We start from the raw sequence: 24887 nt of genomic DNA, 5'->3' as shown, positions 1-24887 counted from the left end.
ATTATATCTTGTTGCATACAGATACTCGGTTTTCATCCATTTGTTCCCCTAAGCCACTATTTGCACCTAGAACTTTAGTATTTAATAATAATTCTTGCTTATTGTGAATTGAAAATCCAATGACCCGAAAACCCTTTTTTCTTAACAATCGTATCCCAACATTTTTTTCAAGTGAATTTGACGCGACTACAAATAAGTCTTCTTTAGGTATTTCCTTAATATTTCTGTTTAAGTAGGCGATTGGGATATTTATCGCTCCAACAACTGCGTTCCTGTACGATTCATCAAAATCTCTTACGTCTATTACATTCATGTTATATAAGTCAAGGGCTTCCACATTAATATAACGGACCCCATAAACTGGAAAGTATCTATTATATAATACAAAGAGTACAATTATCGTAGTTAAAATTAAAAATGTCACTTTAAACCTCCATCGCTTTCGTAATGGAAAAAATCATCATTAAAAGGTACAGGAATCTATTTCATTCACTGCACCTTCTTAATGATAACTATTATTTACTTTCTATTAGCTTCTTACGTTTAGCATCTGCTTTATTTCTTTTTTATCCAGAATTTAATAACCGGACCGTCTTGATCTGTTTTTAGAATCGTGTGTCCAGCATTGTTTGACCATGCAGGTAAATCACTTAACGTTCCCCTATCAGTAGCGTGAAGTTCTAATATTTGATTACTTTCAATTGATTCTATGCCTTTTTTTAATTTCACAATAGGCATTGGACATGATAATCCGGTTACATCTAAAACTTCATCCACTTTTATATCATTTTCGTCTCTAATAATGGTTTCACCTAAATCATTCGTTGTTGTCTCAACATCAACATGAATATTGCTGCCAAAGACTGAAGAATAGGTTTTCCACCCACCATCGACGTTTTTTACACGATATCCGTTATTTTTCAAAATTTGGCTTGCTAAATATCCTCTCAAACCAACTTGACAACTTACATAAACCGTTTTATCCTTTGGCACTTCATTTAATCTATTTCTAAGATCGTTTAATGGAATATTGATAGAGCCCTTAATATAACCAAATTCACGCTCCACTGGTTCACGGACATCAATTAACAGTCCACCATCTTCAACAATTTGATCAACTTCATGCCATTGAATATGTTCTAACTCACCTTCCATTAAATTTGTCGCAACATACCCTGCCATGTTCACTGGATCTTTTGCAGAAGAATATGGAGGTGCATAGGATAATTCAAGATTGGTTAAATCTTCTACTGTTAATCCACCTTTGATCGCTGTTGCAATAACGTCAATCCGTTTTTCGACTCCATCTGCCCCAACAGCTTGTGCGCCATATATTTTACCAGTTGATTTGTCAAAAATAAGTTTTAAAGATATTTGAGCAGCCCCAGGATAATACCCAGCATGAGAACTTGGATGAATATGAAGAACCTCATATGGTGTTCCGATTCGTTTTAATGTTTTTTCATTATTTCCAGTTGAAGCTACCGTTAAATTGAATACTTTCGCAACAGATGTACCAAGAGTTCCTTGATATTCCTCTTTTTGTCCCATAATATTCTTCGCTGCAATTCGACCTTGTCTATTAGCCGGTCCTGCAAGAGGAATCGCTGTTTTGCTGCCATTAATATAATCCACTACTTCAATGGCATCCCCCACAGCATATATGTCCTCATCTGAGGTTTGCAGATATTCGTTTACAATAATATGACCACGTGCTCCGAGCTCTAGCCCGGCATTTTTCGCTAATTCATTTTCAGGTCTTACACCAATAGAAAGAATCGTCATATCTGTTTCTACTTCTGTTCCATCAGATAGGATAATTTTCTTGCCATTTTCCGCAAAAGACTGAACTCCATTTTCTAAAATTAACCGAACACCTTTTTCTTTTAAATGACTGTGTAAAATACTTGCCATTTCAAAATCGATAGGTGCCATTATTTGGTTAGCCATTTCAACAATTGTTACTTCAATCCCTCGATCAACTAGGTTCTCAGCCATTTCAATACCGATAAATCCACCACCAACAACAACAGCTTTCTTCGGATGTTGTTGATCCACATAGTTTTTTATTTTATCCGTATCAGGAATATTTCTTAATGTAAATAATGTTTCATTTTCCTTTAGACCAGGAATTGGTGGCACAATCGGACTTGCCCCAGGTGATAATAATAATTTGTCATAGGTTTCTTTATACTCTTCACCATTTCGTAAATTTTTAATCGTTACAGTATGATGATCAGGATCAATGCTCACTACTTCACTTAAATTTCGAATATCCATATTAAAACGATTAGACATTCCCTCTACAGTTTGTACTAATAACTTGCTTCGATCGGTAATTGTTTCTCCTATATAATAAGGTAAACCACAGTTCGCAAATGAAATATATTCCCCACGTTCAACAAGAATAATTTCCACGTCTTCACTAATTCTTCTTAACTTAGCTGCTGCTGTTGCTCCACCGGCAACTCCACCTACGATGATTACTTTCTGAATCATGGAAGAATCCTCCTAATATTTATTCGTTTATTATTTTTACGAATGATCACTTTACATAATACCCAGACAGGTATATTTTCGTGCAAAAAAAAATTAGTTTAGGTTCAAACGCTTGCAAGTGAAACAGGCAATGCTGAAACCAACTTGCAAGCATCATTATATTTTACTTTAAAAAGTCAGCGTAACATCAGCATCTTTTGCAAATTGCAAGAATGTAACAGATCCACCAACTTCAATTTCATCGACAAATACTTCTTTTTCAAGTCCCATAACATCCATAGTCATTTGACAGCCAATTAATTTAACTCCTAATTCTTGTGCCATTGCGAGCATATCAGGGATGCAAGGTACATTTGCCTTTGCAAATCCCTCTGCAAAATGCTCTTTACCTGCCGGCATAGGCAATTGTTTATTTGCTTCTTTATGAATTAAGTTTAACCCTTCAAACGTAAAGAAAATGGCAACCTCTTGGTCCATTGAAGCTGCTGCTGTTGCAATATTAAATACTTTATATGCATCAAATAATCCACCATTGCTTGCGATAATTGCTACCTTTTCACTCATTAATATACCTCCTCATCGAACCTAGTGTTCAATGTGTTTTTTAATTACAAAATACATCTTATACCCGTATGGGTATAATGTCAACAAAAAATTATATTGAGATAATATCTCTAGGTTAGTAATGAACATAATTCTAACTATCTGTCCTATGCTCCACTTTAATATCTTTATTATTTATTCATTTAACAGCTAAATATACAACCACCTATTTATAGTGAGAAAATTATAATGCGACTCCGGTACCCCAACACCATTAAAATTAAACAGAAATAATATTCTCTACTTAAGTCTAAACTATTAATGAATTTTATAAGAGGCAATCCGTCCGTTTCCAATATGAACCAAGACCTAGAACCGAAATTTATTTGACTGACAAGGAGGTAATTAGATGATCCAAGAGTTGCAAGCTCACAGCCATTCTTTTGTAGCGCATTTTCCAATTGCAATTATTAGTATTGCTACCTTCTATGATTTGTTTTGGATTTTGATCAAGAGAAAATTCACTCCAAAACAAGGTTATTGGCTGTGGCTTCTTGGTTTTTTTACAATGTGGATTGCCATTGGGACAGGTCCCGCAGAAGACGCTGAAGGAAATTCAAACTTTTTTTCATCACACGAAAACATGGCCCTACTTGCAACACTCATTACATTTTTTGTGGTAGCAATTCGAACAATGATGCTGTTAAAAAAGAAGGAACCCATAAAGACTATGTTAATCGTATATTGTATTTTAATGTTGCTGAGTACTGTAACTACGTTGTCTGTTGGCTACTATGGAGGGAAAATGGTTTACACTGAAGGAATCGGAGTAAAATTAAATGAAAAATTTGTAAACCCTCCAAAGTAAAACAAGGGGACAGTTCGAGACTATTGAAAAAGCACCCTGATTTTCAAACAAAAAATCTCCTTGTTAAGTTAATTTCTAGAAACTGGAGATTTTTTCTGATAGGGACAGGCCCTACGTTCCAGAAAAATAGTAAAAGGATATTTCTGTGGCAACGGTTAATTTCACAGAAATATCCTTTTTAATAAATTATTTGTTGTATCTGATGGACTCGAGGACTCGTCACCCACCACAACATTTCTTGAATTTCTTTCCGCTACCACAGCGACAAAGATCATTTCTGCCAATTTTTTGACCCGTCTGGAGATTAATAATCACTCCTATTTTATCAGGCACAGGCCGCACTGACTTCTTCTCATGGGCTGATAGCTCTTCTGGTGTATACCCCAATAGATACCATTCCCTCGTATTATTCATTAGAAGAACAACGTCATCCATCAAGCTTTTCACAGCATCTAGGCATTCGAATGTCAGTTCCGTCTGTATATATTGAATAAGTTGAGCAGGTTGGTGATCCTTATTTTTATCAACTACCATTAGATACTCCTTTCAATATTACCATCACTGACAAAATCAGGTGTCGCCGCTCTCCCTAATCCAGCTATCACTTTATTTATTTTTCATTGTATCATGCACATAGATAATTAAAACACATGAAGGTAGACTGACTAATACAAAAGGGCCTTTTATTACTTTGATTTTACTTTTATATCAGATTAAACATGATCAAATGAAAATAGGTAAACTATACCTATGTTTAACTCTACGGAGCGTTTGTTGATAACAATCATATAAACCTCTAAGATGAAAAAGATCAATCAGGAGGAGACAATGATGGATAATAGTAAGGTTGGAGAGTTAATTTATCATTTACGCAAAGAAAAAGGACTAACACAGAAACAATTAGCTGATCAAATGAACATTTCTGATCGAACCATTTCAAAATGGGAACGTGGATGCGGCTGCCCGGATGTCACGCTATTACCAAGTTTATCTACCCTATTAGGGGTAAATATAGAAAATATTTTAGATGGTGAATTATCGTCGAATGAATTTATTGGAGGAAATATGAAAAAGTCAAATTATTTTGTCTGTCCATCATGTAATAATATTGTATTAGCAACTGGAGATATAACTATATCTTGCTGTGGGAGAAAGTTAGAACGATTAGAAGCGAAGAAAGCAACGAACGAAGAAAAACTATCAATTACAGAAATTGATCATGAATGGTTTATTTCAAGCGACCATCCTATGTCAAAAGATCATTATATATCATTTATTGCTGTTGCTACTGGTGATCAAATTTTGATTATTAAACAGTATCCAGAATGGGGCTTTCAAACACGTATCCCGAAACGCAAACACAGCAAACTGTTATGGTATGATACTCAATTTGGATTATATTATCAGCTTTTATAATAATTTAATTTATTTAAATATACACGAGTTATGACTTAAATGTTATACTCGATGACCTTTCCCTCACTTTTTCCATAATATTGATTTAAATAGTGGGGGTTTCTTTTGAAATGAAACCTATTAGGAGCAATATGAAATGAATAAACCTTTAAATGAAACGATTGCCTTAGCAAAACCAATGATTACATTTCTAATACCTGTCATATTTGCGAGTGTATTGCAATCATTAGGTCAAGTATTTGGAATTATTTTCGTTGGGCGAACACTTGGAGTAGATTCTTTAGCAGCTATTTCAGCCTTCTTCCCTCTATTCTTTTTCTTACTATCCTTTGTCATCGGAATCGGGTCTGGATCCTCCATTCTAGTCGGGCAAACATACGGTAGCGGAAACATCAAAAAAATGAAGGAAGTAGTAGGAGTTACTTTAGCATTTACGATGATTGTTTCCATTGCTGTCGCCTTAATCGGTGGACTCTTTACAGAAGATATTCTAAAGTGGATGGGGACGCCTCGGAATATTCTAAATGAAAGTGCAGAATATGCACGTATTTTATTTGTTACATTACCCATTACCTTCTTGTATATGTGCTATACAACCTTTATGAGAGGTGTTGGGGATTCAAAGACACCTTTTTATTTTTTACTGATTAGTATTATCTTAAATATTGCCATGCTACCCATTCTTATTTTTGGTTGGTTGGGTTTACCGGAATTCGGATTAAATGGTGCTGCATATGCAGCTGTATTATCCAATTTCATTACATTTGTACTTCTGTTAGGGTACTTGCACAGAACAAATCATATACTCAAATTAGACTCTGTTATTTTGAAGCACCATCACTTGAAAGGCTCTGTTTTGAAAACCTTACTGAAATTAGCCATTCCCACTAGCATAAGTATGGTTTCAATAGCTTTGTCAGAAATCGCAGTCATAACTTTTGTAAATGATTATGGATCCAATGCAACTGCTGCATACGGAATCGTGAATCAAATTGCAAGCTACGTTCAAATTCCAGCGATGAGCATTTCAATTGCCATTTCAGTTTTTGTTGCACAAGCCGTAGGGTCCGGGAACATTACGAACATTAAACATATAACGAAAATAGCTATTACACTGAATTATCTACTGGGCGGTATTCTTATTCTCATTCTTTACCTAATACCAACCCCTATTTTAAGTATCTTTTTAGACAACACTGAAACAATTCATATCGCTAAAAGTCTTATGATGTTCTCATTTTGGAGTTATGTTATTTTGGGTCATACTCAGGCAATTTCAGCAACGATGAGAGCAACAGGTACAGTATTATGGCCAACAATTTTTACGACCACAAGTATTTTGCTGATTGAAGTTCCGGTAGCATACTCCTTGTCACATTTTACAGCACTTGGAATAAATGGAATATGGCTCGCCTATCCAATTGCATTCATAGTCAATTTCCTAGCTCAATCTACTTATCATCAATTCTATTGGAAAAAGAAAGCCCTAAAAGCACTATTAAACTAAACTTACAACTAATGAAGCTATTTGTTTCTATTAACAAATAGCTTCATTTTCTCCATTGATTATCACGTTTTTTCTATTATGCGCTAACCTACTTTCATAAGCCTTCCTCTTTAAATGGACCCAAAACGAAAAAGGACTCTTATCCTTGCTAGGGATAGCACCCGATAATGATTAACTTACACCATTTATCAATATAATCTATTATCTTAACCCTACAATTAATAATTCACTTTTTAAAAATAGTTGTGTTTTCAATACGAATAGAATCCACTTCCCCGCAATCTAAACAAAAGGTGTATATTTTATTTGAACCACTAAGTGACATCTTGCTAAGTTTTACAGGCATATAATCTGTAGCCTCTGTAAATTCCGTACTACCACACTTAATACATTTTTTGCTCGAGTTTTCCATTATAAAATCCCCTTTTCGTTGCTAGAAACTTTCTACAACAGTTCGTAAGATAATAGTGAAACGATTTTGTCCAACAGGTATAACATCTTGAACAAAAATATTGTAGGATCCAGTTTCTTTTCTTCTTTTATTAACAAGTTCTTCTAAAATGTTTGCCAGCGAATCGCTTTCATTCATTTTTACATCAATAAACTCTTGTTCCCTCATTCTTCCACCTCCAAAAGTATATAAAGTAGTACGTACACTCACTCAGATAAGTTTCAATATTGAACCTTTTTAAATCTAAGAATAATTATGGCGATCAGCTACAGTAACTGTTCGCCTAATCTTGATTGATGGAAACACTGGGGCTGTTTTTTTTCCTCTAATGCTTTTTGAAACGCTCTTTCTCCAAAATCCTTTCTTATATTCCAATATGTAGTAGCGTAATTACTCATAACTCTTTGATACTCTTTTCCGTCCATCATTGATAGAAAATTAGTAATATAATCTTGGGCTGAGCCCGAATTCATACCGGTTACATTAGAGGTTACCCTCGTGAAAAGCACTTTGGAACTGCTATCGTAGCAAGGCAAACAACTATATCCAGGTAAAATAAATACTGTTATTCAACCATTTCGCCCCGTATTATAAAAGGAGATTTTTCGAGTCATTTAATCATACTAAAATACTAATAAAACAAGACGATAAAAATTGAAATTGTCCAAAAACGCACCAATTTTAGCAATTAAATAATGACATTTTGTTTAATATGAAAAATAATTTCTACTAAAGTTAATATTTTAATAAAATATATGCAAGGACAATTTGATATTGAATATTGGATAAGAGGAACAAATACTATGGATAAATTTAGCATCAAAAATACAACCAAAGAACAAAGAAAAAAATTCGTGAGGGATGCATTCTCCATTGCTTCATTAGATTCACCGGAACCACCTGAAGAAGACTTACTATTTTTCGAGGACTATATTGAAGGAAAAAAAGAGCTGTCGGAAATTCATGAGGAAATTATTAGTAAGTATAAGGAGAATGTAAAAGATTAGCCCATGATAGTAGTGGTTACCACGGGTCTTGTGGATGTAAAAAGGAGAATAATAATAAATTTTTGCAGTATTGAGTTTAGACTTCTGATCGTACTAAAATCCGCCATATCCAACATTCAGAAAATGTGTAATACTAAGGGTATTCTGGCGATACTTTTTATTATTCTTAAAAAATAGGGATGATCCCATGTTCATTAAAACACTGGTACTTTCAAATTTTAAGAGTCATACATACAGCAGCTATCAATTCGGCAAAACCAATCATTTTTTTGGGGACAATTTTACCGGAAAATCTTCGATTGGGGATGCGATTGTTTTCGGTTTATTTGGTGTGTCTAGGCACGGATATAAAATGTATATTAAGGATTACCTACAAGAAGGCGCAACAACGATGTATGTGGAGATGATTATCCAAATACATAATCAAGATTACACTATCAAACGAACGATGACTGCACAAAAAGGTACTACTTCTGTTTTTTTAAACAATAAACCGGTTAAAGAAAAGGAAATAGAAAGATTGGTCGGTGACTATAAGGCGTTTGTTTATTGCTTTTTCCCGGATTTCTTTCCAGATGAAGATAAAAGTTCTTCAAGAGCGTTTCTGATTGATCATATGTTTTCCGAGCGGAATGATTATGATGAGTTGGAAAAAGAAAAAGCACGGATTATCAGGGAGCAAAAACAAATTCATTCGAACATAACCTTTTATGAAGGCCAAAAGGTCGTTTTGAAAAAACAAGCAATTGCCATGGTCAATAACCCTGATCCAATTTTACCAATAGAACATGTTAATGCAGAGATCAAAACCATACAAACTGAATTGGAAAAGATTACAAATGAGACACAGGAACAAATTGAAAATGGGATCGAATTAAAGTCACAATTGAAGTCTTTCATAGAACAAATGGCGGAACTAGAAAGCGATGTCCGATTAAGTGGTGAAAGATGCCCAACTTGCTTTCAACCGATTTCAAGTGAGCAATTTGAGACGATAACAAATTTGAAGAAAACAAGATATTATGATTTAAAAAAAGAAATAGATAAGGTTGAAACTGGTATCGGAAATGCCCAAGAAAATTATGCCAACTTATTAAAAAGAAAAGCCCAAAAAGAGCAGCGACTACAGACGCTACAAATGATGATTTCCTACCAGCAAAATATTAATCAAGTATCGCAGCATTCTACGGAGTTAATAAATGTTGAGAATAAGTTACATGACTTGACGATAAAGAAAAAAGCCTTGTCAGATGAATTAAAAAGAATGAAGCATCGACAAGGAGTGGCTGCAAACGATTACCAAAATCAAATTAATCAACACCTTACACATACTAGTATTGAGCTATTTAAAGTGCTAAAGAACGGTGAATTACGGCCGGATTTTCAAATTTGCTATAAGAACAGAACATATAGGGTCCTTTCTAATAGTGAAAAAATACGTTGTGTTCTTGAAATTGTTTCCTTAATTAACACATTTACAAGTTACAAATACCCTCTTTTCCTCGATAATATGGAAGGCGTTACTCATCTAGAACCACCGGAAGATATTCAAATCATTACGGCAACTGTAAAAAAAGGAGTGCCGTTGACATTGAAAGTTAAGGACTAAACAAAGAGGATATCCTTCTTGTGAACCTAAATCATCGCAAATGCCCAACGGCAAGAGGAGTTTGGTCGTTTCCTAACAATAAACACCGCAAACATGGACGGCAGACCAACTCCTCTTTTCTATGCTTTATTCCCCTTTTATTTTTTTTTGAAAAAATCCTGCGGAACAAGAAAACCATTGACCTCAATGAAATTATTCATGGGGTTACTCTGATTATTTGACTCGGTGGAAAAATCGCTATTAAAATATGAAAGTTTAAACATGTCTTTAATCTGTTTTGACCTTTGAGTTGTCGTACTTTGTTTTGTTCCAAAGAAATCACAAATGTCATGAACTGACACATAGGGTTCACTATCTTTATCAAACAAAAAATTAATAGTACCCAACGCATGAATAACTGCCGCTGCCCAGATTTCAATTTTACCCGACATAAAAGGGACGTCTCTTTTTCTAGCCATTTTGCTTATCAATTTTTCGATAAGAACATCATATTCTTCGGTTAAATATTCTTTACTAAAATCAGTAGCCAATTGCATTAATTGTGCTTTCTTTCCTGCAATCTGTTCTTTGTTGCTGGTCATAGTATCAATCCTTTTTTTAAATTTTCCATCGAAATATAGAAGCATCCTACTCCAATTCTTCTGTTTCATTATATTTTTTTCCATATTCAAAAACTTGTCAAGAAATTCAGGTTAGAATTTAGGTTTTCTCAACATATCTCGGTACAGAAAAACATCAAAAAACCGTACGAGCAAAATACACTCAGTACGGTTAAATATGTAATAGTATCAACATTTGGCGGGACCGCGTGAGAATCGAACTCACCTGACCTGGCACGCAGGTCACAGACGGTTTTGAAGACCGCGGAGGACACCAGTACCCCATCCAGCCCCATGATTATTAGAAGTGACAAGTTTTATTATACTAACATATCACCACATTTACAAGTGGAAAATACGAAAAATGACGAATCGTGTCGAGGTTGCCATTTACTTGTCAGTTATTCATAAATCAGACTATAATGAAACTAAGTAAGGGCAGAATATTTTGCATTTTTGATTTTATCAAAGATACGCTTTGCTTTGTGAAATTCGTAAATATCAATTTTTCTCGTTGGTCAAGCAATGCTGCCCGAAAAAAATGGTTTTGTAGGTGAAAGATATGCTTCAAGATTGGTTTATGTGGTTTATCGCCTTTTGGTGCGCTGTCATGGTTGTTTTGATGACAATTGGCGGCTACTTTATGTTTCGTAAGTTTTTCAAGAAATTACCAAAGCAAGATGGCAAGTCCGATATGGATTGGGAACTATTTTATATTAATGAAACGCTCGAGCTTTGGGGTGACGAGCAGAAAGAGTTCCTAAATGATCTTGTGAGCCCGGTTCCTGAATTATTCCGTGATGTTGCTAAGCAAAAGATTGCTGGAAAAATTGGTGAGCTTGCCTTAGCTGAGAACGCCACAGTAATTACCCAGGATTTAATTATCCGCGGCTATATTTTAGCGACACCAAAGCGCGATCATAAATTTTTGCGTAAAAAAATGGACGAGCGTCACATCGACCTCACTCCATATGAACAATTTTTCTAGACTGGATTCTTAGAAATGAACTTATGAATATCTCATAGGTTCATTTTTTTATTTTGCTTACTGAAGTAATCATATGAAGACCTCATGAGTTCAATACCCGGCTCCAAATCATCACAAATGAACTCATAAACGCCTCATGAGTTCAATACTCGGCTCTAAATCACCTAAAATGAACTCATAAACACCTCATGAGTTCAATACTCGGCTCTAAATCACCTAAAATGAACTCATAAACACCTCATGAGTTCAATACCCGGCTCTAAATCACCTAAAATGAACTCATAAACACCTCATGAGTTCAATACTCGGCTCTAAATCACCTAAAATGAACTCATAAACACCTCATGAGTTCAATACTCGGCTCTAAATCACCTAAAATGAACTCATAAACACCTCATGAGTTCAATACTCGGCTCTAAATCACCTAAAATGAACTCATAAACACCTCATGAGTTCAATACTCGGCTCTAAATCACCTAAAATGAACTCATAAACACCTCATGAGTTCAATACTCGGCTCTAAATCACCTAAAATGAACTCATGAACGCCTCATGAGTTCAATACCTGACCACAAATCAACACAAATGAACTCATGAACACCTCATGAGTTCAAAACCCGGCTTCAAATCCTCACAAATGAACTCATAAACGCCTCATGAGTTCAATTCTCGGCTCTAAATCACCTAAAATGAACTCATGAACGCCTCATGAGTTCAATACCTGACCACAAATCAACACAAATGAACTCATGAACACCTCATGAGTTCAAAACCCGGCTTCAAATCCTCACAAATGAACTCATAAACGCCCCATGAGTTCAATCCCCGACCACAATTCAACACAAATGAACTCATGAAGACCCTACTTATTCAAATAAGCAAAAGCAAGTGGAGAAAAAAGAAACGATATCTTTCCTCCACTTGCTTTATTTTAGGGAATTCAACAAAATTCGGTCTGTCCCCTATTTCTTATACCGTCGTTACGTTAGTCGTCTGCCCTTGCAGTTGCAATTGCAGCTTGCGGAAGTTCATGTACATGGCAACGCGCCATGGGACGATCATTCCGAATGCTAGGATCCAGAACATACCGCCGAGCTCGCCGACATCGAATGATGCGCTCATGAGCGATTTCATGATGATTCGGAGAACCAGTAATCCTATTAAAATAAAAACGAATGCCTTGGACGGTTTTAGGTAAATATCTTGATCACGTATTTCAAACTTAGACGTTTTAATTAACAAAATCGAGAAGAGCATGCCGACTGAGGCAGCCTCAATTACTTCTAATGGCGTCACGCGAAACATTGGGAATAAAAACATCAGTGCACCAGTGCTCATAAACAAAGGTGGTAGAATAATTTTCTTGGCACTTGCTGGTTTTTTTGCGGACCGGATTCTCATAATCATGACGAAAGTCCCCATGAAGACGGCACCGATTGAAGAAAGAACGACCCAATTCATATTTTTCATCCTTATCTTTTAAGTTTTACACTAACATTATATACAAAACTACAAAAAAGAAAAATGGAAACTCATATTATCCTTGAAATGGACAAAATCATTCGCACCTTATTTCAACATTTCAGCAAAATTGTAGTCAAAACAAGCCATTTAAGGAATCCTTAAATGGCTTGTTCATCTTATAGAAACCGTTTGATGGTCTCCAATACTCTACTTTCATTAAATGGCTTGATGATAAAGTCTTTAGCGCCGGCTTCGATTGCTTCGAGAACCATTTTTTGCTGTCCCATCGCTGAGCACATGATAATATTAGCATCTGGAAAATCACGCTTGATGGCCTTCGTTGCTTCAACCCCGCTCATTTCCGGCATCGTAATATCCATGATCGTTAAATCTGGTTTCTTTTCAAAAAAGAGCTGGACTGCTTCTTTACCGGTTTCACCTTCACCAACGATTTCATGATTTGCTTTTACTAAAATATTCGTTAGCATCGATCTCATAAATTGTGCATCATCAATGATTAAAATTCTCGCCATCCATTACCCTCCCACGATTAAAACCAGGAAAGATTTAACCACTCATTTTGTGCCGATACTAGTGTAGCATACTATAAACTACTTATTAAAATCCAGTAAAGCCACCAGTAAACTGCTGGATAAAGATAATGATTTTTGTCATCCAGTCAAAGAATAACACGATACCCATGACAATCATAATCCAGCCACCGATTTTCATAATTTTCACATTGTTCTTACGAATCCATTGCATTCTACCGATAAAGAATGATAGAGCGAAGAATGGAATGGCGAAGCCGAGTAAATAGGCGATCATATATAGCATTCCAGAGCTTGGATTTGTACTTGCTAGTGAAATAACCACTCCAAGAATTGGACCTGTACAAGGAGTCCATCCAGCTGCGAATGCCATCCCGATTAACACGGAGCCCAAATACCCTGATGGGCGGTTTTTAATTTCAAAGCGTCTTTCCTTCATTAAAAATTCAGGCTTGAATACACCAACAATTACAAGTCCGAAAAGAATAATAAAAATGGCGCCGACTTGTCGGATTAGATCATTGTATTCTCTGAAGAATTGACCAACCAATGATGTGGCAAAGCCCAGAGCGATAAAGATAGCTGAAAAGCCGACAAGGAAGAATAATGTATGTAGCAAGCTGCGCTTTTGCAGCATACCATTTTCACTCTTTAATTCTCCTACACTCATCCCAGTTATATACGACAGAAAGGCCGGATATAATGGTAAACAACATGGTGAAATGAAGCTTAAAAATCCCGCACCGAGTGCTAAGAAGATATTAATTTCATCCATTCATTACACATCCCTTTTTTACTTTTGTCCTTGTCTCATTCTAACAAAACTTTTTTCTTAATGATACTGAAGAAGCTGTGAACAATTTATGCCCTGTACCGTATTTTACATAAATACAGTAATAATGATAAGTAGACATTGTGACAATTTTTCGAAATATATAGAATATGAATTTTTTTACTGTTTTGTCTTTGAATTTACAATCAAACTCGGCTATAATAGTGAAAGTAATGTGCACAAATGTCATTTACTTTACAATTTTTCATTTTATTTCAAAAAACGTTAACGATTTTTACAAATAAAATGTGAAAGGACCAATACCTTGTTAAAACATGACCTGCTTACCCTCATTGAACAGAAACGGGCAGAATTGATTTCTGTTGTTTCAAAAAAAGGACTCAGTTCATCGGCAGCAATACGCCATAGCCAAGAACTAGACGAATTACTTAATAAATACAATAACATTTATATAAAAAAAATCCAGACACATTAAAAGCAGATTGGAGCACAAACTTTTCCAATCTGCTTTTTTGTTTGTCCTCCACACTCATTGGACTTCCCTTTCGACTAAATCAACGCTTCCATTTTGCAGTAGGTACATTTTATAGTAGAGCCCTTGTTTCGCTAATAGCTCTTGGTGATTCCCTCTTTCGACGATACGCCCCTGATAAAGCACCAGAATTTCATTAGCCTCTTGAATAGTTGAGAGTCGGTGGGCAATCGCAATCGTTGTTCTTCCCTCGCTCATTTTTTTCAGTGCCGATTGGATGGCTTCTTCTGTCTCGGTATCGATATTGGCAGTTGCCTCGTCGAGAACGAGGATTTTCGGGTTTGTCGCAATCGTTCTGGCAAAGGCGATGAGCTGGCGCTGACCACTAGAGAACGTTGCCCCTCTTTCAACAACTTGATGCTGATATCCTTTTTCTAGCTTTTCAATAAACGTATGAGCCTGGACAAATTGGGCGGCCGAGCTGATTTGTTCATCAGTCATCGCTTGATCATGAAGTCGAATATTATCGTTCACCGTCCCATAGAACAGAAACGGGTCTTGGAGGACAAGCCCCATTTTCCTCCGTAATTCCTGTTTTGAATAATCCTTTATCGACCTACCATCAATAAGAATATCTCCGCGTTCAAACTCATAAAAGCGCATAAGCAGATTAATTATCGAGCTTTTCCCGCTTCCGGTATGCCCGACTAGTGCGACGGTTTCCCCTGGCTTTGTTTTAAAAGAAATATCCTTGAGTACATCTTGCTTACCATCATAGGAAAAACTGACGTTGCGGAACTCAATTTCACCCTCGGTAATCTTGGCTGCTTCACCCTTTTGGGACGGCGCCACATCATTTTCATCCAACAGCCCAAACACACGTGATGCCGCGACAATCGCCTGCTGGTACATGGACAGGCGCATCATCATATTATTGACTGGTTCAAAAAAGCGATCCAAATAATTTACGTAGGCATACAGAACGCCGACTTCTATCGGACTATTAAACGAACTAATTCCGAAGAAGCTTAAGACAATCATGAGGGCGATGATATAAATCAAATCGACTGCAGGTCTAAGTAAGAGTCCGTCCACTTTAATATTTTTCATGCCAGCCAAGAAATGCTGGTGATTCGTCTCCGCAAATTCCTGCCGCAACCGCTTTTCCTGGCGAAACATTTGAATCATAGCCATTCCTTGTAGAGATTCGCTGAGCTTCGCATTGAGTTGACTTAAGCGTTCCCGCATATCTTGATAAAAAATAGAGCTATATTTCCGGTACGAACGAATCAGCCAGAAAATGATTGGAAGAATGAATAAGCAAAAGAACGCTAATTTCACATTCAAGCTGAACATCGCTATAAATATTCCAAGCATCATAAACCCGCTCTGGATAAAGGTAACCAGTACGTTTATAAACATATCCTTGATTGCTTCAGTATCATTGGTGACTCTAGATACAATGCTCCCTGCTGGTGTTTTGTCAAAATAACGAAGACCCAGCTGCTGGACCTTTGTATATACATCGAGTCGGAGCTGATGAATAATGTACATCGCTATTTCCTGAAATTTGAAGTATTGAAAATAGGAAACAATCACATTGCCAATCTGAATGGCGAGATAAGCTGCCCCTAATGTAAATAGCGGCTGAAAACTGAGATTTCGCGGTGTTAAATAGTCATCTATAAAGATTTTTACGATAATCGGTCCGAGGACATCACCAATTGTTGTCAGTAGCAATAGGCTAAATGCTGTGATAATCAATTTCCGATGCGGCTTCGTATAAGTTAACAGCCGGAATAATACCTTCCGCTGCTGTTTTCCGGTTAAGACGGTGGTTTTGTCCATAATTAACCTCCGTGTTCCACTTGGTCTTCGAGTTGCTGGCGGAGATACATTTCCTTGTACCAGCCATTTTGTTCCATTAATTTCTGGTGGTTCCCTTGTTCGACCATGCGTCCCTGCTCTAATACAATAATCAAATCGGCATGGGCGATTGCGCTTAATCGGTGCGAGGTGATGATTGTTGTTTTTCCGGAACGATTGCGTTTTAATGCGGTGAGAATCCCCTCTTCCGTTTTCGCATCGACTGCAGATAGCGAATCATCGAGGATCAACACTTCAGGATTGAGAAGCAGCGCCCGAGCGATGGATATTCGCTGCTTTTGTCCACCTGAAAGCGAAACACCACGTTCACCGACAACTGTTTCATATTTTTCAGAAAATCGTTCAATGTCCTCTGCGATATTTGCAATTGTGGCGGCCTTGATGATGTCTTCCTTTGCAGCATCATGCTGACCGAAGGCGATGTTTTCACCTACTGTTGCTGAAAATAAAAAATGGTCCTGCGGCACATAACCAATCGCGCGTCTTAGCTGCTTGATTTTATAAAAAGAAAGAGGTTTTCCACCAAACAAAATCTTCAAATCTGGTCCTTCAAACTCTCGGAGCAAAAGCTTTAACAACGTGGTTTTTCCAGCGCCAGTCTTGCCCACAATCCCTAATGTTTGTCCCTGCTTTAAAGTGAATGAAATATCTTGGAGCACTGGCTTTGTTTCATTAGGATAAGTGAAGCTATGAATTCCGTATTGGATGTCCCCGCTCGGTACTTCATCTACCGCTGCGGCTAGGTCAACAATCTCGATTTTTTCATTTAGTAGAGTCATAACACGGTCATACGAGGCGCGACCCCGTTCTACGATATTAAACAGCCAGCCAAATGCTAGCATCGGCCAAATCAATAAACCTAAATAGGTTGTAAACGAAATTAATTCGCCGATCGTCAGTTCCCCGTTTAACACCATCCTTGCCCCAAACGCAATCGCGAGAAAATAGGATATGCCAATGACGATGGAGATGGTTGGATCATATAAAGCATCGATTCGGGCAACGGCAATATTTTTTTCGACAACGTCCTCTGATTTATTTTTAAAATCAGCAATGTCCTCCTGTTCCTGTCCGAAGGTTTTGATTACTTTAATGCCAGTTATGCTTTCTTGTGTTTTATCATTTAAAGTTGAAAAGGTTTCTTGTGCCTTGTGAAACCGTTTATGTAAGTGTGTACCGTACCAGCTTGTTAGGATTGCCATGAGAGGCATGGGAATCATACAGATGAGTGTCAATTTCCAGCTAATCGTCGCCACCATCGTGATGATGACAATACTACCGGTAATCAGTGCGTCAACCATCGTTAACACACCCATTCCAGCGGTCTGCTGGATTGCTTGGAGGTCGTTGGTGGCATGGGCCATTAGATCGCCGACGCGCCACTTTTGATAGAAGGCCGGAGACATTTTCGTAAAATGCTCATAAAGGCGGTCCCGAAGTAGTCTTGCCAGCTTAACAGCAGAACCGAAAATTTTAATCCGCCAATAATAGCGAAGGCCATACATCGTGAGCCCGGAAAGGAGTAGCATGCAGACCCAAAACGTCAGAATGCCAAGCGTTAGCGTTCCGTCGTGGATATGGTCAACAATAATACCAATCGCTCGTGGTGGAATTAAGATCAGCAACGCAACAATTAGCAGGACGAAAATTCCTGATAGATAGGCTTTTTTCTCTTCTTTAAAAAACCACATTAAATCAAGAAAAATCTTCAAGTTTGGCCCTCCTTCCTTTGTGGTGTTGGAAAATTATATTGATAAAACAGTTTACCAAATTTTATAAAAATTAGACAGTGATACGGCGTTTGGGGAATGATTTTTCGAGAAAGAAAAAAGCACCCTTCATTAATGAGAGTGCTTGTCTACCTTATTTATTTCCTTGACCCTGTTTATTCATGGCGTTCATCATTTGATTGATTTTCTTTTGCGATGGTTTCATACCCATTTGCATCATCATCATTTTTAGCATTTGTTCGTTAATTGGCGGATTTTTCTTTAAGTAGTCCATCATATATTTCCGAGCAATGAAAAATCCTAGAGCTACACCAGCAGCTAACGCTAGTATGCCGACTAGAATGTTAACCCACATATAAAAACTTCCTCCTTCGTGTTGTCTATCATACAGTGTACTAGACCAAAGGTAATTATACAATATCTGCATCAAATTTTGTGCATTTTAGACAAATTTTCTTTCCTTGATTGGATTAAGCCAGCCGTAGCGTTGATGCTCAAAATCCATCGCTAAAAAGGACGTTTCACATTGCCTTAATGCTTCAAAAAAGATGGTTTCCGTATCATAGCTTCCGTTCGACTCTAAATAGGCGACTCGATTGGTAATCTTCAGTCTAGCAGAACTTTTTACGCCTTTTCTTTGAATATAATATACCCCGTTTTCATAGCGAAAATCCTTATTTTTCCCTAATTTTTGTGTAATTACCTTATGCAGGTTGAAGGTTGGAAGTGGCTTAGTGATAAATTGGATTTGCTTTTCAATGATTTGTTTAAGCTCGCCTTGCGATTGTTCTTTTTCAAGGAATAATTCAAAAAACAACCGTTCTTTTCCAAAGTAATGGGAGGCAAACTCATCTTCTATTAAATATAGCTGATAGGATCTCAATGGTACTCCCCCTAACCTGCGACCTTTTCTTTCATTATAAAAAAAAGTCAATGGGAGGTTTGTCTTAAAGCGTCAAAAACTATCACTACTTTTGTCGAATAACATTGTTTCGGTCATTGAGAGAAAAAGAGAGCCTTAACGGCTCTCTTTTTGTTAGTATCCTTTTGCACTTTCTTTTGTGATTTTATCTTTGAATAAGAAGTAGCTCCAAACTTGGTAGGCGATGATGATTGGAACGAAAATGACCGCTACCGTGAACATGACCTTTAAGTTTAAGGCGCTTCCCGCTGCTGAATAAAGCGTTACGCTGAATTCATCGCCGATAATTGAAGTTAGCATATTCGGGAACATACCGACAAATCCAGTTGCCATTTGCAAAATAATTGCCAAGCAAACCGTTGTAAAGGCAGCACCAATTTTATCTTTAAAAACAAACATGACAGAAAGTAAAATCGAAATTAATGATAAACTTGGAATAATCCATAGCACTGGTACTTCATTAAAATTACCAGCAATCGGCGTCCAATTCATTGTAGCCACAAAGAAGATGGCAAGTACTCCAGCCGCAAGCATTGAAAAAGTTCGAGCTAACTTTTTGACACGCTGTGCTACTGCCCCAGTTGTTTTTAGCTGGATCCAAAGCGAACCAGAAAGTAGGAACATGGATACAAATAAGATTCCACCCAATAATCCATATGGATTTAGCAAGCTTAATAGATTTCCTTCATAACCGTTAGCCCCGATTAACAAACCGCGGTACAGGTTTGCAAACGCTACTCCGAATAGGAGCGCAATCAAGAAACTAGCAATTGCAAATGCCCATTTCCACGAATTTTGCCAACGAGCTGAATCAACCTTATGCATAAACTCAAGTCCTGTTGCCCGAATGAATAATGCGAAAAGAATTAAGAACATCGCTTCATAAAGGAAGGAGAACATATCGGCGTATGCACCAGGGAATGCCGCAAATGTTGCGCCACCTGCAGTTAACAACCAAACTTCGTTTCCGCCCCAAAACGGGCCAATTGCTTCCTGTAATTGATTGCGTTCTTGACGGTTTTTCGTTACGAATGGAAATAGCATACCTGTACCAAGAGTGTATCCATCTAAGAAAATATAAACGGTCCAGATCAATCCCCAAAGTCCAAACCACGTAATTGCTAGCACATCATGAGACATAGCTTACTTCCCCTCCTTTTGCTTCTTTCGCTACTTCAGGTCCTTGTTTCGCATATTTAATAATTAAGTAAACATCAGCAATTAATAATACCGTATAGAATACCACTAGACTCACGAGTGAGAAGCCAATTTGACCTAAGGAAATTGGTGAAACAGCGTCGGTTGTTTTCATTAATCCATACACAACCCACGGTTGACGGCCAACTTCTGCCACCATCCAGCCAAGGTTAATCGCTAAATACGGTAATAACACTGAATAAAGAACAAGCTTTAAGTATTTTTTAGACTCAAGTAAACGGTTTTTGCGATAAACGTACACTCCATACCATGTTAATGCCATGAAAAATACTCCAAGTGCGACCATGGCGCGGAAGCTATAGTATACTAAAGGAACATTCGGCTGTTCATCCTCCGGAATATCGTTAAGTCCGGTTACTTTTCCATCAAAGCTATTTGTATAGAAGAAGCTGCCTAAGCCAGGAATGGTTAATGCTTCAAAGTTTTTCTTGTTTTCTGGGTCTGGGATTTGGATAATGCTAAATGGTAATTCTGTTTGTGTTTCCCAAACAGCTTCCATCGCTGCTCCCTTCGCCGGTTGAACGCTAGTTGCATAAACGCCTGATTGATGTCCTAAGAACGGTGTTGCGGTAGCTGCGAACACAGCCATTATAAGTCCGTATTTGAATGATTTTTTGAAAAAGTCCACTTTGTTCTTTCTTAATAAATGATAAGCACTCACTGCCATGACGAAAAATGAACCAACGATATAGCAAGAGATGACTGTGTGGAAAAACATGTTCCACGCATATGGATTAGTTACTAGAGCACTAAAGCTTTGTAATTCCACTCGTCCATCGGTTAATTTATAGCCGACCGGGTTTTGCATAAATCCATTTGCGGTGATAATCCATAATGCTGAAATATTCGTTCCTAATGCAACCATCCAAATTGAGAAGGCGCGCATTTTTGGTGAAAATTTATTTCTTCCAAATAACCAGATTCCCATAAATGTTGATTCAAGGAAAAATGCAAGTAATGCTTCAATCGCGAGTGGAGATCCGAAAATGTCTCCGACGTAACGTGAATACTCAGACCAGTTCGTACCAAATTGAAACTCCATCGTAATTCCGGTAATAACTCCAAGTACAAAATTTATCGAAAAAAGCTTACCCCAGAAATCAGCCATGTTTCGATATAGTGGATTCAATGTCCTCGCGTAATTTGTCTCCATGATTGCTACTAGAATGACAAGTCCAATTGTTAACGGTACAAATAGAAAATGATAAAACACTGTAATCGCAAATTGCAATCTGCTTAACAGTAATACTTCTTCCATCGTTATTTCCTCCCTGTTATATTAATATATCTCTCTATGACAATTATTATAGTACAAAAATATTCTGTGATAATAGTCACTTGTGTCTAACTCGTGTCATACTTTTGAACAGTTTGTGTCTATTGTCAAAAACGTGATATAGGTAGTTGAAATCGTTTTGTACTTATGATAAACACTGTCTTTATAGTAAAAAGGTGGTTCCGGACGCAAAAAACCAGGACCGCTTGATTCGATCCTGGACTTTTCTCATAAAACGCGGGCACTTAGGATGGTCTTTTGTTATTATACGGACACAAATGACCTTATTTTAATATATTTACTAGTTTGATAAATTTAAGCGGACATATGATACCTTATTAACTAAAAATCAGTGAATAAAGCCCATTATTCATGGTAATAACGAATCTCCTGTCCGATAACAAAGCAAAACTACTAAATTTTGAGGAAATAGCGGCTTTGATGTCCGCTGAAAAACATCCAGCAGGCATCAATCAATCATCACCTTCCCTTCCCCATCATAATTAATCGCTAACATCAAAAAAATGACTAACAAAATTTGTTAGTCATTTTTAATAGATACTGTTCTCTTAATCACTCTATCTCTCTCTAATCCTAATACCCTTTAGCTTTTTCCTTCGTAATTTTCTCTCTAAATAAGTAATAGCTCCAAACCTGGTAGGCAATGACAATCGGTACGAAAATTAATGCTACTGTGAACATGACCTCTAAATTCAAGGCACTACCCGCAGCATCATACAAAGTTACACTGTATGCATCATCAATTTTCGAAGCAAGCATATTCGGGAACATACCGACGAACCCGGTTGCCATTTGAGTAATAATCGCTAAACAAACTCCTGTAAAAGCAAGTCCAGTTTTATTTGTATAAACGAAGAATACTGTCAAAAAGATGGCCAGTAGTGATAAGCTTGGTACAATCCAAAGGAAAGGTACTTCATTAAAATTATCTGGTAGTGGTGTCCAGTTCATTGTCGCTACAAAGAAAATCGCTAACAATCCTGCCGCTATCATTGAGAAAGGTTTGGCTAATTTTTTACAACGATCAGCTGCAGCTCCGTTGGTCTTCAATTGAATCCAAAGTGAGCCAGATAAGAGGAACATCGCAACAAACAACAAGCCTCCAAGAATACCATATGGATTTAACAAGCTTATTAGATTTCCCTCGTAGCCAGCTTCGCCAATTAATAGACCACGATATAGATTCGCAAATGCTACTCCGAACAGAAGTGCAATCAAGAAACTCGCTACCGCAAACGCCCATTTCCAGGTACTAACCCATTTTGGCGAATCATGCTTATGCATAAACTCAAGACCAACTGCCCGGATGAATAAGGAGAATAGGATTAAAAACATCGCCTCATAAAGGAAAGAGAACATGTCCGCATAGGCACCCGGAAACGCCGCAAACGTTGCTCCTCCGGCTGTTAATAACCATACTTCATTACCACCCCAGAATGGCCCGATTGCTTCCTGAAGCTGATTTCGTTCAGGGCGATTTTTTGCAACAAACGGAAATAGCATGCCAGTCCCTAAATCATAACCGTCCAAAAAGATGTAGACCGTCCAAATGAGTCCCCATAACCCAAACCAAATTACGGCCAACGTATCATGAGACATGGCTTTCTGTACCTCCTTTGACAACCATTAAGGATTCCGGTCCTTTTTTCGCGTATTTTACAAGCAAATATACGTCTGCTATTAATAGTACAGTATAGAAGGCAACAAGGCTCACCAGTGAAAACCAAATTTGTCCGGTAGCAATTGGTGAGACCGCATCAGCAGTTTTCATCAAACCATATACAGACCACGGCTGACGTCCAACTTCGGCAACCATCCAACCTAAGTTAATGGTAAGATACGGTAGCAGCACTGAATAAAGTACTAATTTTAAATATTTAGGTGAATTTACTAGACGATTCTTCCAATAGAGATAAAATCCATACCACGCTATGACAAGAAATGCCATACCAAGGACCACCATTGCCCGGAAGCTATAATAAACTAGATTTACCGGTGGCTGTTCATCTGCTGGAATATCATTGAGTCCAGTGACTGTTCCATCAAAATCGTTCGTATAGAAGAAGCTTCCTAGCTTTGGTATACTTAACCATTCAATTGAATTTGTTCTGTTTTCTTGATCAGGGATTTGGATGATGTGAAAAGGCATTCCTGTTTGTGTTTCCCAAACCGCTTCCATTGCAGCACCTTTTGCTGGTTGAATCTCGGTTGCGAACACGCCGGATTGATGACCTAAGAATGGGGTGGCTGTGCTTGCGAACAAAGCCATCACGAGGGCGTATTTAAATGATTTTTTGAAAAATTCCACGTTATTTTTGCGTAATAAATGATAAGCAGATACAGCCATCACGAAGAATGAGCCAACTATGTAACATCCAATTACAGTGTGGAAAAACATTCGCCAGGCATATGGATTTGTTACTAGTGCACTAAAGCTTTCTAGCTCTACTCTTCCATTGGCTAAGGTGTATCCAACTGGGTTTTGCATAAATCCATTAGCAGTAATAATCCAAAGTGCAGAAATATTTGTACCTAAAGCAACCATCCAGATGGCAAATGCGCGCATCTTTGGTGAGAATTTGTTTTTACCAAAAAGCCAAATTCCCATAAAAGTTGACTCTAAAAAGAATGCTAATAGTGCCTCAATTGCCAATGGTGATCCAAAGATATCACCTACATACCTTGAATACTCTGACCAGTTCGTCCCAAACTGAAACTCCATTGTAATACCCGTAATAACACCGAGGACAAAGTTAATTGAAAATAGCTTTCCCCAGAAGTCTGCCATGTTGCGGTAAAGCACATTTCCCGAGCGAGCATACTTTGTTTCCATTACAGCCACTAAAATAACTGTTCCGATTGTCATCGGCACAAACAAGAAGTGGTAAAAAACTGTAATGGCAAACTGCAACCGACTCAAGAGTAATACATCCACATTGCTCCCCTCCTATTAGAAAAATATTCTAACTCTTCCTATATTATATTATAAAAATATTCACAAATTTGTTAAATTTGTTGCATGATTGTGACAAAATGAGCACATAGGGGAAAACCCCTATGCGTTTC

General features: G+C 37.4%; 24 protein-coding genes and 1 tRNA gene. 7 read left to right on the top strand and 18 right to left on the bottom strand.

Annotation, left to right across the window (positions count from 1 at the left end; translation table 11 throughout):
• Window position 1 precedes the first annotated feature (1 nt).
• From FXW34_RS01850 to FXW34_RS01840, 3 genes are all read right to left on the bottom strand, one after another.
• Complete coding sequence (locus tag FXW34_RS01850; protein WP_187118794.1) at window positions 2-424, bottom strand: rhodanese-like domain-containing protein; 423 nt, start codon at window positions 422-424, stop codon at window positions 2-4.
• 131 nt (window positions 425-555) lie between these two features.
• On the bottom strand, window positions 556-2499 hold the full coding sequence (locus FXW34_RS01845; protein WP_147532264.1) for a CoA-disulfide reductase: 1944 nt from the start codon (window positions 2497-2499) through the stop codon (window positions 556-558).
• Window positions 2500-2667: 168 nt separating this feature from the next.
• Entirely contained in the window at window positions 2668-3063 is a 396-nt protein-coding gene (locus FXW34_RS01840; RefSeq protein ID WP_147532263.1) for a DsrE/DsrF/DrsH-like family protein, read from the bottom strand.
• A gap of 388 nt (window positions 3064-3451) precedes the next feature.
• Here FXW34_RS01840 and FXW34_RS01835 point away from each other — a divergent pair, with 388 nt between their 5' ends.
• On the top strand, window positions 3452-3910 hold the full coding sequence (locus FXW34_RS01835) for a DUF2231 domain-containing protein (RefSeq protein ID WP_147532262.1): 459 nt from the start codon (window positions 3452-3454) through the stop codon (window positions 3908-3910).
• A 219-nt stretch (window positions 3911-4129) separates the two neighbouring features.
• Here FXW34_RS01835 and FXW34_RS01830 read toward each other — a convergent pair whose 3' ends face one another.
• The gene (locus FXW34_RS01830) at window positions 4130-4444 is read right to left on the bottom strand and encodes an SEC-C metal-binding domain-containing protein (RefSeq protein ID WP_147532261.1); all 315 of its coding nucleotides are present in this window, start codon (window positions 4442-4444) and stop codon (window positions 4130-4132) included.
• 297 nt (window positions 4445-4741) lie between these two features.
• Between FXW34_RS01830 and FXW34_RS01825 the strand changes: the two genes are divergently transcribed.
• Together FXW34_RS01825 and FXW34_RS01820 are read left to right on the top strand one after the other, a co-directional pair.
• Window positions 4742-5326: a helix-turn-helix domain-containing protein gene (locus tag FXW34_RS01825; RefSeq protein ID WP_147532260.1), complete on the top strand. Its 585-nt coding sequence runs from the start codon at window positions 4742-4744 to the stop codon at window positions 5324-5326.
• Window positions 5327-5462: 136 nt separating this feature from the next.
• Complete coding sequence (locus FXW34_RS01820) at window positions 5463-6833, top strand: MATE family efflux transporter (RefSeq protein ID WP_147532259.1); 1371 nt, start codon at window positions 5463-5465, stop codon at window positions 6831-6833.
• Between the two features lie 433 nt (window positions 6834-7266).
• Here the strand turns inward: FXW34_RS01820 and FXW34_RS01810 are convergent, their stop codons facing one another.
• On the bottom strand, window positions 7267-7452 hold the full coding sequence (locus FXW34_RS01810) for a hypothetical protein (protein WP_147532257.1): 186 nt from the start codon (window positions 7450-7452) through the stop codon (window positions 7267-7269).
• Window positions 7453-8087: 635 nt separating this feature from the next.
• Here FXW34_RS01810 and FXW34_RS01805 point away from each other — a divergent pair.
• Together FXW34_RS01805 and FXW34_RS01800 are read left to right on the top strand one after the other, a co-directional pair.
• Window positions 8088-8291 (top strand): hypothetical protein, encoded by a 204-nt coding sequence (locus tag FXW34_RS01805; protein WP_147532256.1) that lies wholly within the window; start codon window positions 8088-8090, stop codon window positions 8289-8291.
• 187 nt (window positions 8292-8478) lie between these two features.
• On the top strand, window positions 8479-9900 hold the full coding sequence (locus FXW34_RS01800; RefSeq protein ID WP_147532255.1) for an AAA family ATPase: 1422 nt from the start codon (window positions 8479-8481) through the stop codon (window positions 9898-9900).
• A 137-nt stretch (window positions 9901-10037) separates the two neighbouring features.
• Here the strand turns inward: FXW34_RS01800 and FXW34_RS01795 are convergent, their stop codons facing one another.
• Both FXW34_RS01795 and FXW34_RS01790 read right to left on the bottom strand, forming a co-directional pair.
• Window positions 10038-10550 carry a DUF6398 domain-containing protein gene (locus tag FXW34_RS01795; protein ID WP_246140801.1) on the bottom strand — a complete coding sequence of 171 codons (513 nt, stop codon included), beginning with the start codon at window positions 10548-10550 and terminating at the stop codon, window positions 10038-10040.
• Window positions 10551-10696: 146 nt separating this feature from the next.
• A tRNA-Sec gene (locus FXW34_RS01790) sits at window positions 10697-10793 on the bottom strand.
• A 268-nt stretch (window positions 10794-11061) separates the two neighbouring features.
• On the opposite strand from FXW34_RS01790, the gene FXW34_RS01785 reads away from it, so the two are divergent.
• Entirely contained in the window at window positions 11062-11487 is a 426-nt protein-coding gene (locus tag FXW34_RS01785; RefSeq protein ID WP_147532254.1) for a DUF2621 domain-containing protein, read from the top strand.
• A 969-nt stretch (window positions 11488-12456) separates the two neighbouring features.
• On the opposite strand, the gene FXW34_RS01780 is transcribed toward FXW34_RS01785, so the two are convergent.
• The 3 genes from FXW34_RS01780 to FXW34_RS01770 all read right to left on the bottom strand — a co-directional run bounded on the left by FXW34_RS01780 (window position 12457) and on the right by FXW34_RS01770 (window position 14277).
• Window positions 12457-12948, bottom strand: coding sequence for a CcdC family protein (locus tag FXW34_RS01780; protein ID WP_147532253.1), 492 nt, complete (start codon window positions 12946-12948; stop codon window positions 12457-12459).
• Between the two features lie 179 nt (window positions 12949-13127).
• Window positions 13128-13484: a response regulator gene (locus FXW34_RS01775; protein WP_147532252.1), complete on the bottom strand. Its 357-nt coding sequence runs from the start codon at window positions 13482-13484 to the stop codon at window positions 13128-13130.
• Between the two features lie 85 nt (window positions 13485-13569).
• Entirely contained in the window at window positions 13570-14277 is a 708-nt protein-coding gene (locus tag FXW34_RS01770; RefSeq protein ID WP_147532251.1) for a cytochrome c biogenesis CcdA family protein, read from the bottom strand.
• A 322-nt stretch (window positions 14278-14599) separates the two neighbouring features.
• Between FXW34_RS01770 and FXW34_RS01765 the strand changes: the two genes are divergently transcribed.
• Window positions 14600-14770, top strand: a complete 171-nt coding sequence (locus FXW34_RS01765) for an aspartyl-phosphate phosphatase Spo0E family protein (RefSeq protein WP_147532250.1) — start codon at window positions 14600-14602, stop codon at window positions 14768-14770.
• Window positions 14771-14824: 54 nt separating this feature from the next.
• Here FXW34_RS01765 and FXW34_RS01760 read toward each other — a convergent pair whose 3' ends face one another.
• The 8 genes from FXW34_RS01760 to FXW34_RS01725 all read right to left on the bottom strand — a co-directional run bounded on the left by FXW34_RS01760 (window position 14825) and on the right by FXW34_RS01725 (window position 24756).
• Window positions 14825-16615, bottom strand: coding sequence for an ABC transporter ATP-binding protein (locus FXW34_RS01760; protein ID WP_147532249.1), 1791 nt, complete (start codon window positions 16613-16615; stop codon window positions 14825-14827).
• 2 nt (window positions 16616-16617) lie between these two features.
• On the bottom strand, window positions 16618-18366 hold the full coding sequence (locus tag FXW34_RS01755) for an ABC transporter transmembrane domain-containing protein (protein WP_147532248.1): 1749 nt from the start codon (window positions 18364-18366) through the stop codon (window positions 16618-16620).
• A 151-nt stretch (window positions 18367-18517) separates the two neighbouring features.
• Window positions 18518-18739 carry a YneF family protein gene (locus tag FXW34_RS01750; RefSeq protein ID WP_147532247.1) on the bottom strand — a complete coding sequence of 74 codons (222 nt, stop codon included), beginning with the start codon at window positions 18737-18739 and terminating at the stop codon, window positions 18518-18520.
• An 87-nt stretch (window positions 18740-18826) separates the two neighbouring features.
• Window positions 18827-19267: a sporulation inhibitor of replication protein SirA gene (sirA, locus tag FXW34_RS01745; RefSeq protein WP_147532246.1), complete on the bottom strand. Its 441-nt coding sequence runs from the start codon at window positions 19265-19267 to the stop codon at window positions 18827-18829.
• Window positions 19268-19420: 153 nt separating this feature from the next.
• Complete coding sequence (cydB, locus tag FXW34_RS01740) at window positions 19421-20446, bottom strand: cytochrome d ubiquinol oxidase subunit II (RefSeq protein ID WP_147532245.1); 1026 nt, start codon at window positions 20444-20446, stop codon at window positions 19421-19423.
• On the bottom strand, window positions 20436-21782 hold the full coding sequence (locus tag FXW34_RS01735) for a cytochrome ubiquinol oxidase subunit I (protein WP_147532244.1): 1347 nt from the start codon (window positions 21780-21782) through the stop codon (window positions 20436-20438). Before FXW34_RS01735 ends, cydB (FXW34_RS01740) begins: the two co-directional genes overlap by 11 nt.
• Window positions 21783-22394: 612 nt before the next feature.
• Window positions 22395-23420 carry a cytochrome d ubiquinol oxidase subunit II gene (gene cydB / locus FXW34_RS01730; protein WP_147532243.1) on the bottom strand — a complete coding sequence of 342 codons (1026 nt, stop codon included), beginning with the start codon at window positions 23418-23420 and terminating at the stop codon, window positions 22395-22397.
• Window positions 23410-24756 carry a cytochrome ubiquinol oxidase subunit I gene (locus FXW34_RS01725; protein ID WP_147532242.1) on the bottom strand — a complete coding sequence of 449 codons (1347 nt, stop codon included), beginning with the start codon at window positions 24754-24756 and terminating at the stop codon, window positions 23410-23412. Before FXW34_RS01725 ends, cydB (FXW34_RS01730) begins: the two co-directional genes overlap by 11 nt.
• Between the last annotated feature and the right edge of the window lie 131 nt (window positions 24757-24887).

The sequence above is a fragment of the Bacillus marasmi genome (assembly GCF_902168435.1).
Classification (GTDB): domain Bacteria; phylum Bacillota; class Bacilli; order Bacillales; family Cytobacillaceae; genus Bacillus_BU; species Bacillus_BU marasmi.
The sequence above is the reverse complement of the archived record's forward strand: the minus strand, read 5'-3'. Positions and strand labels throughout refer to the sequence as shown.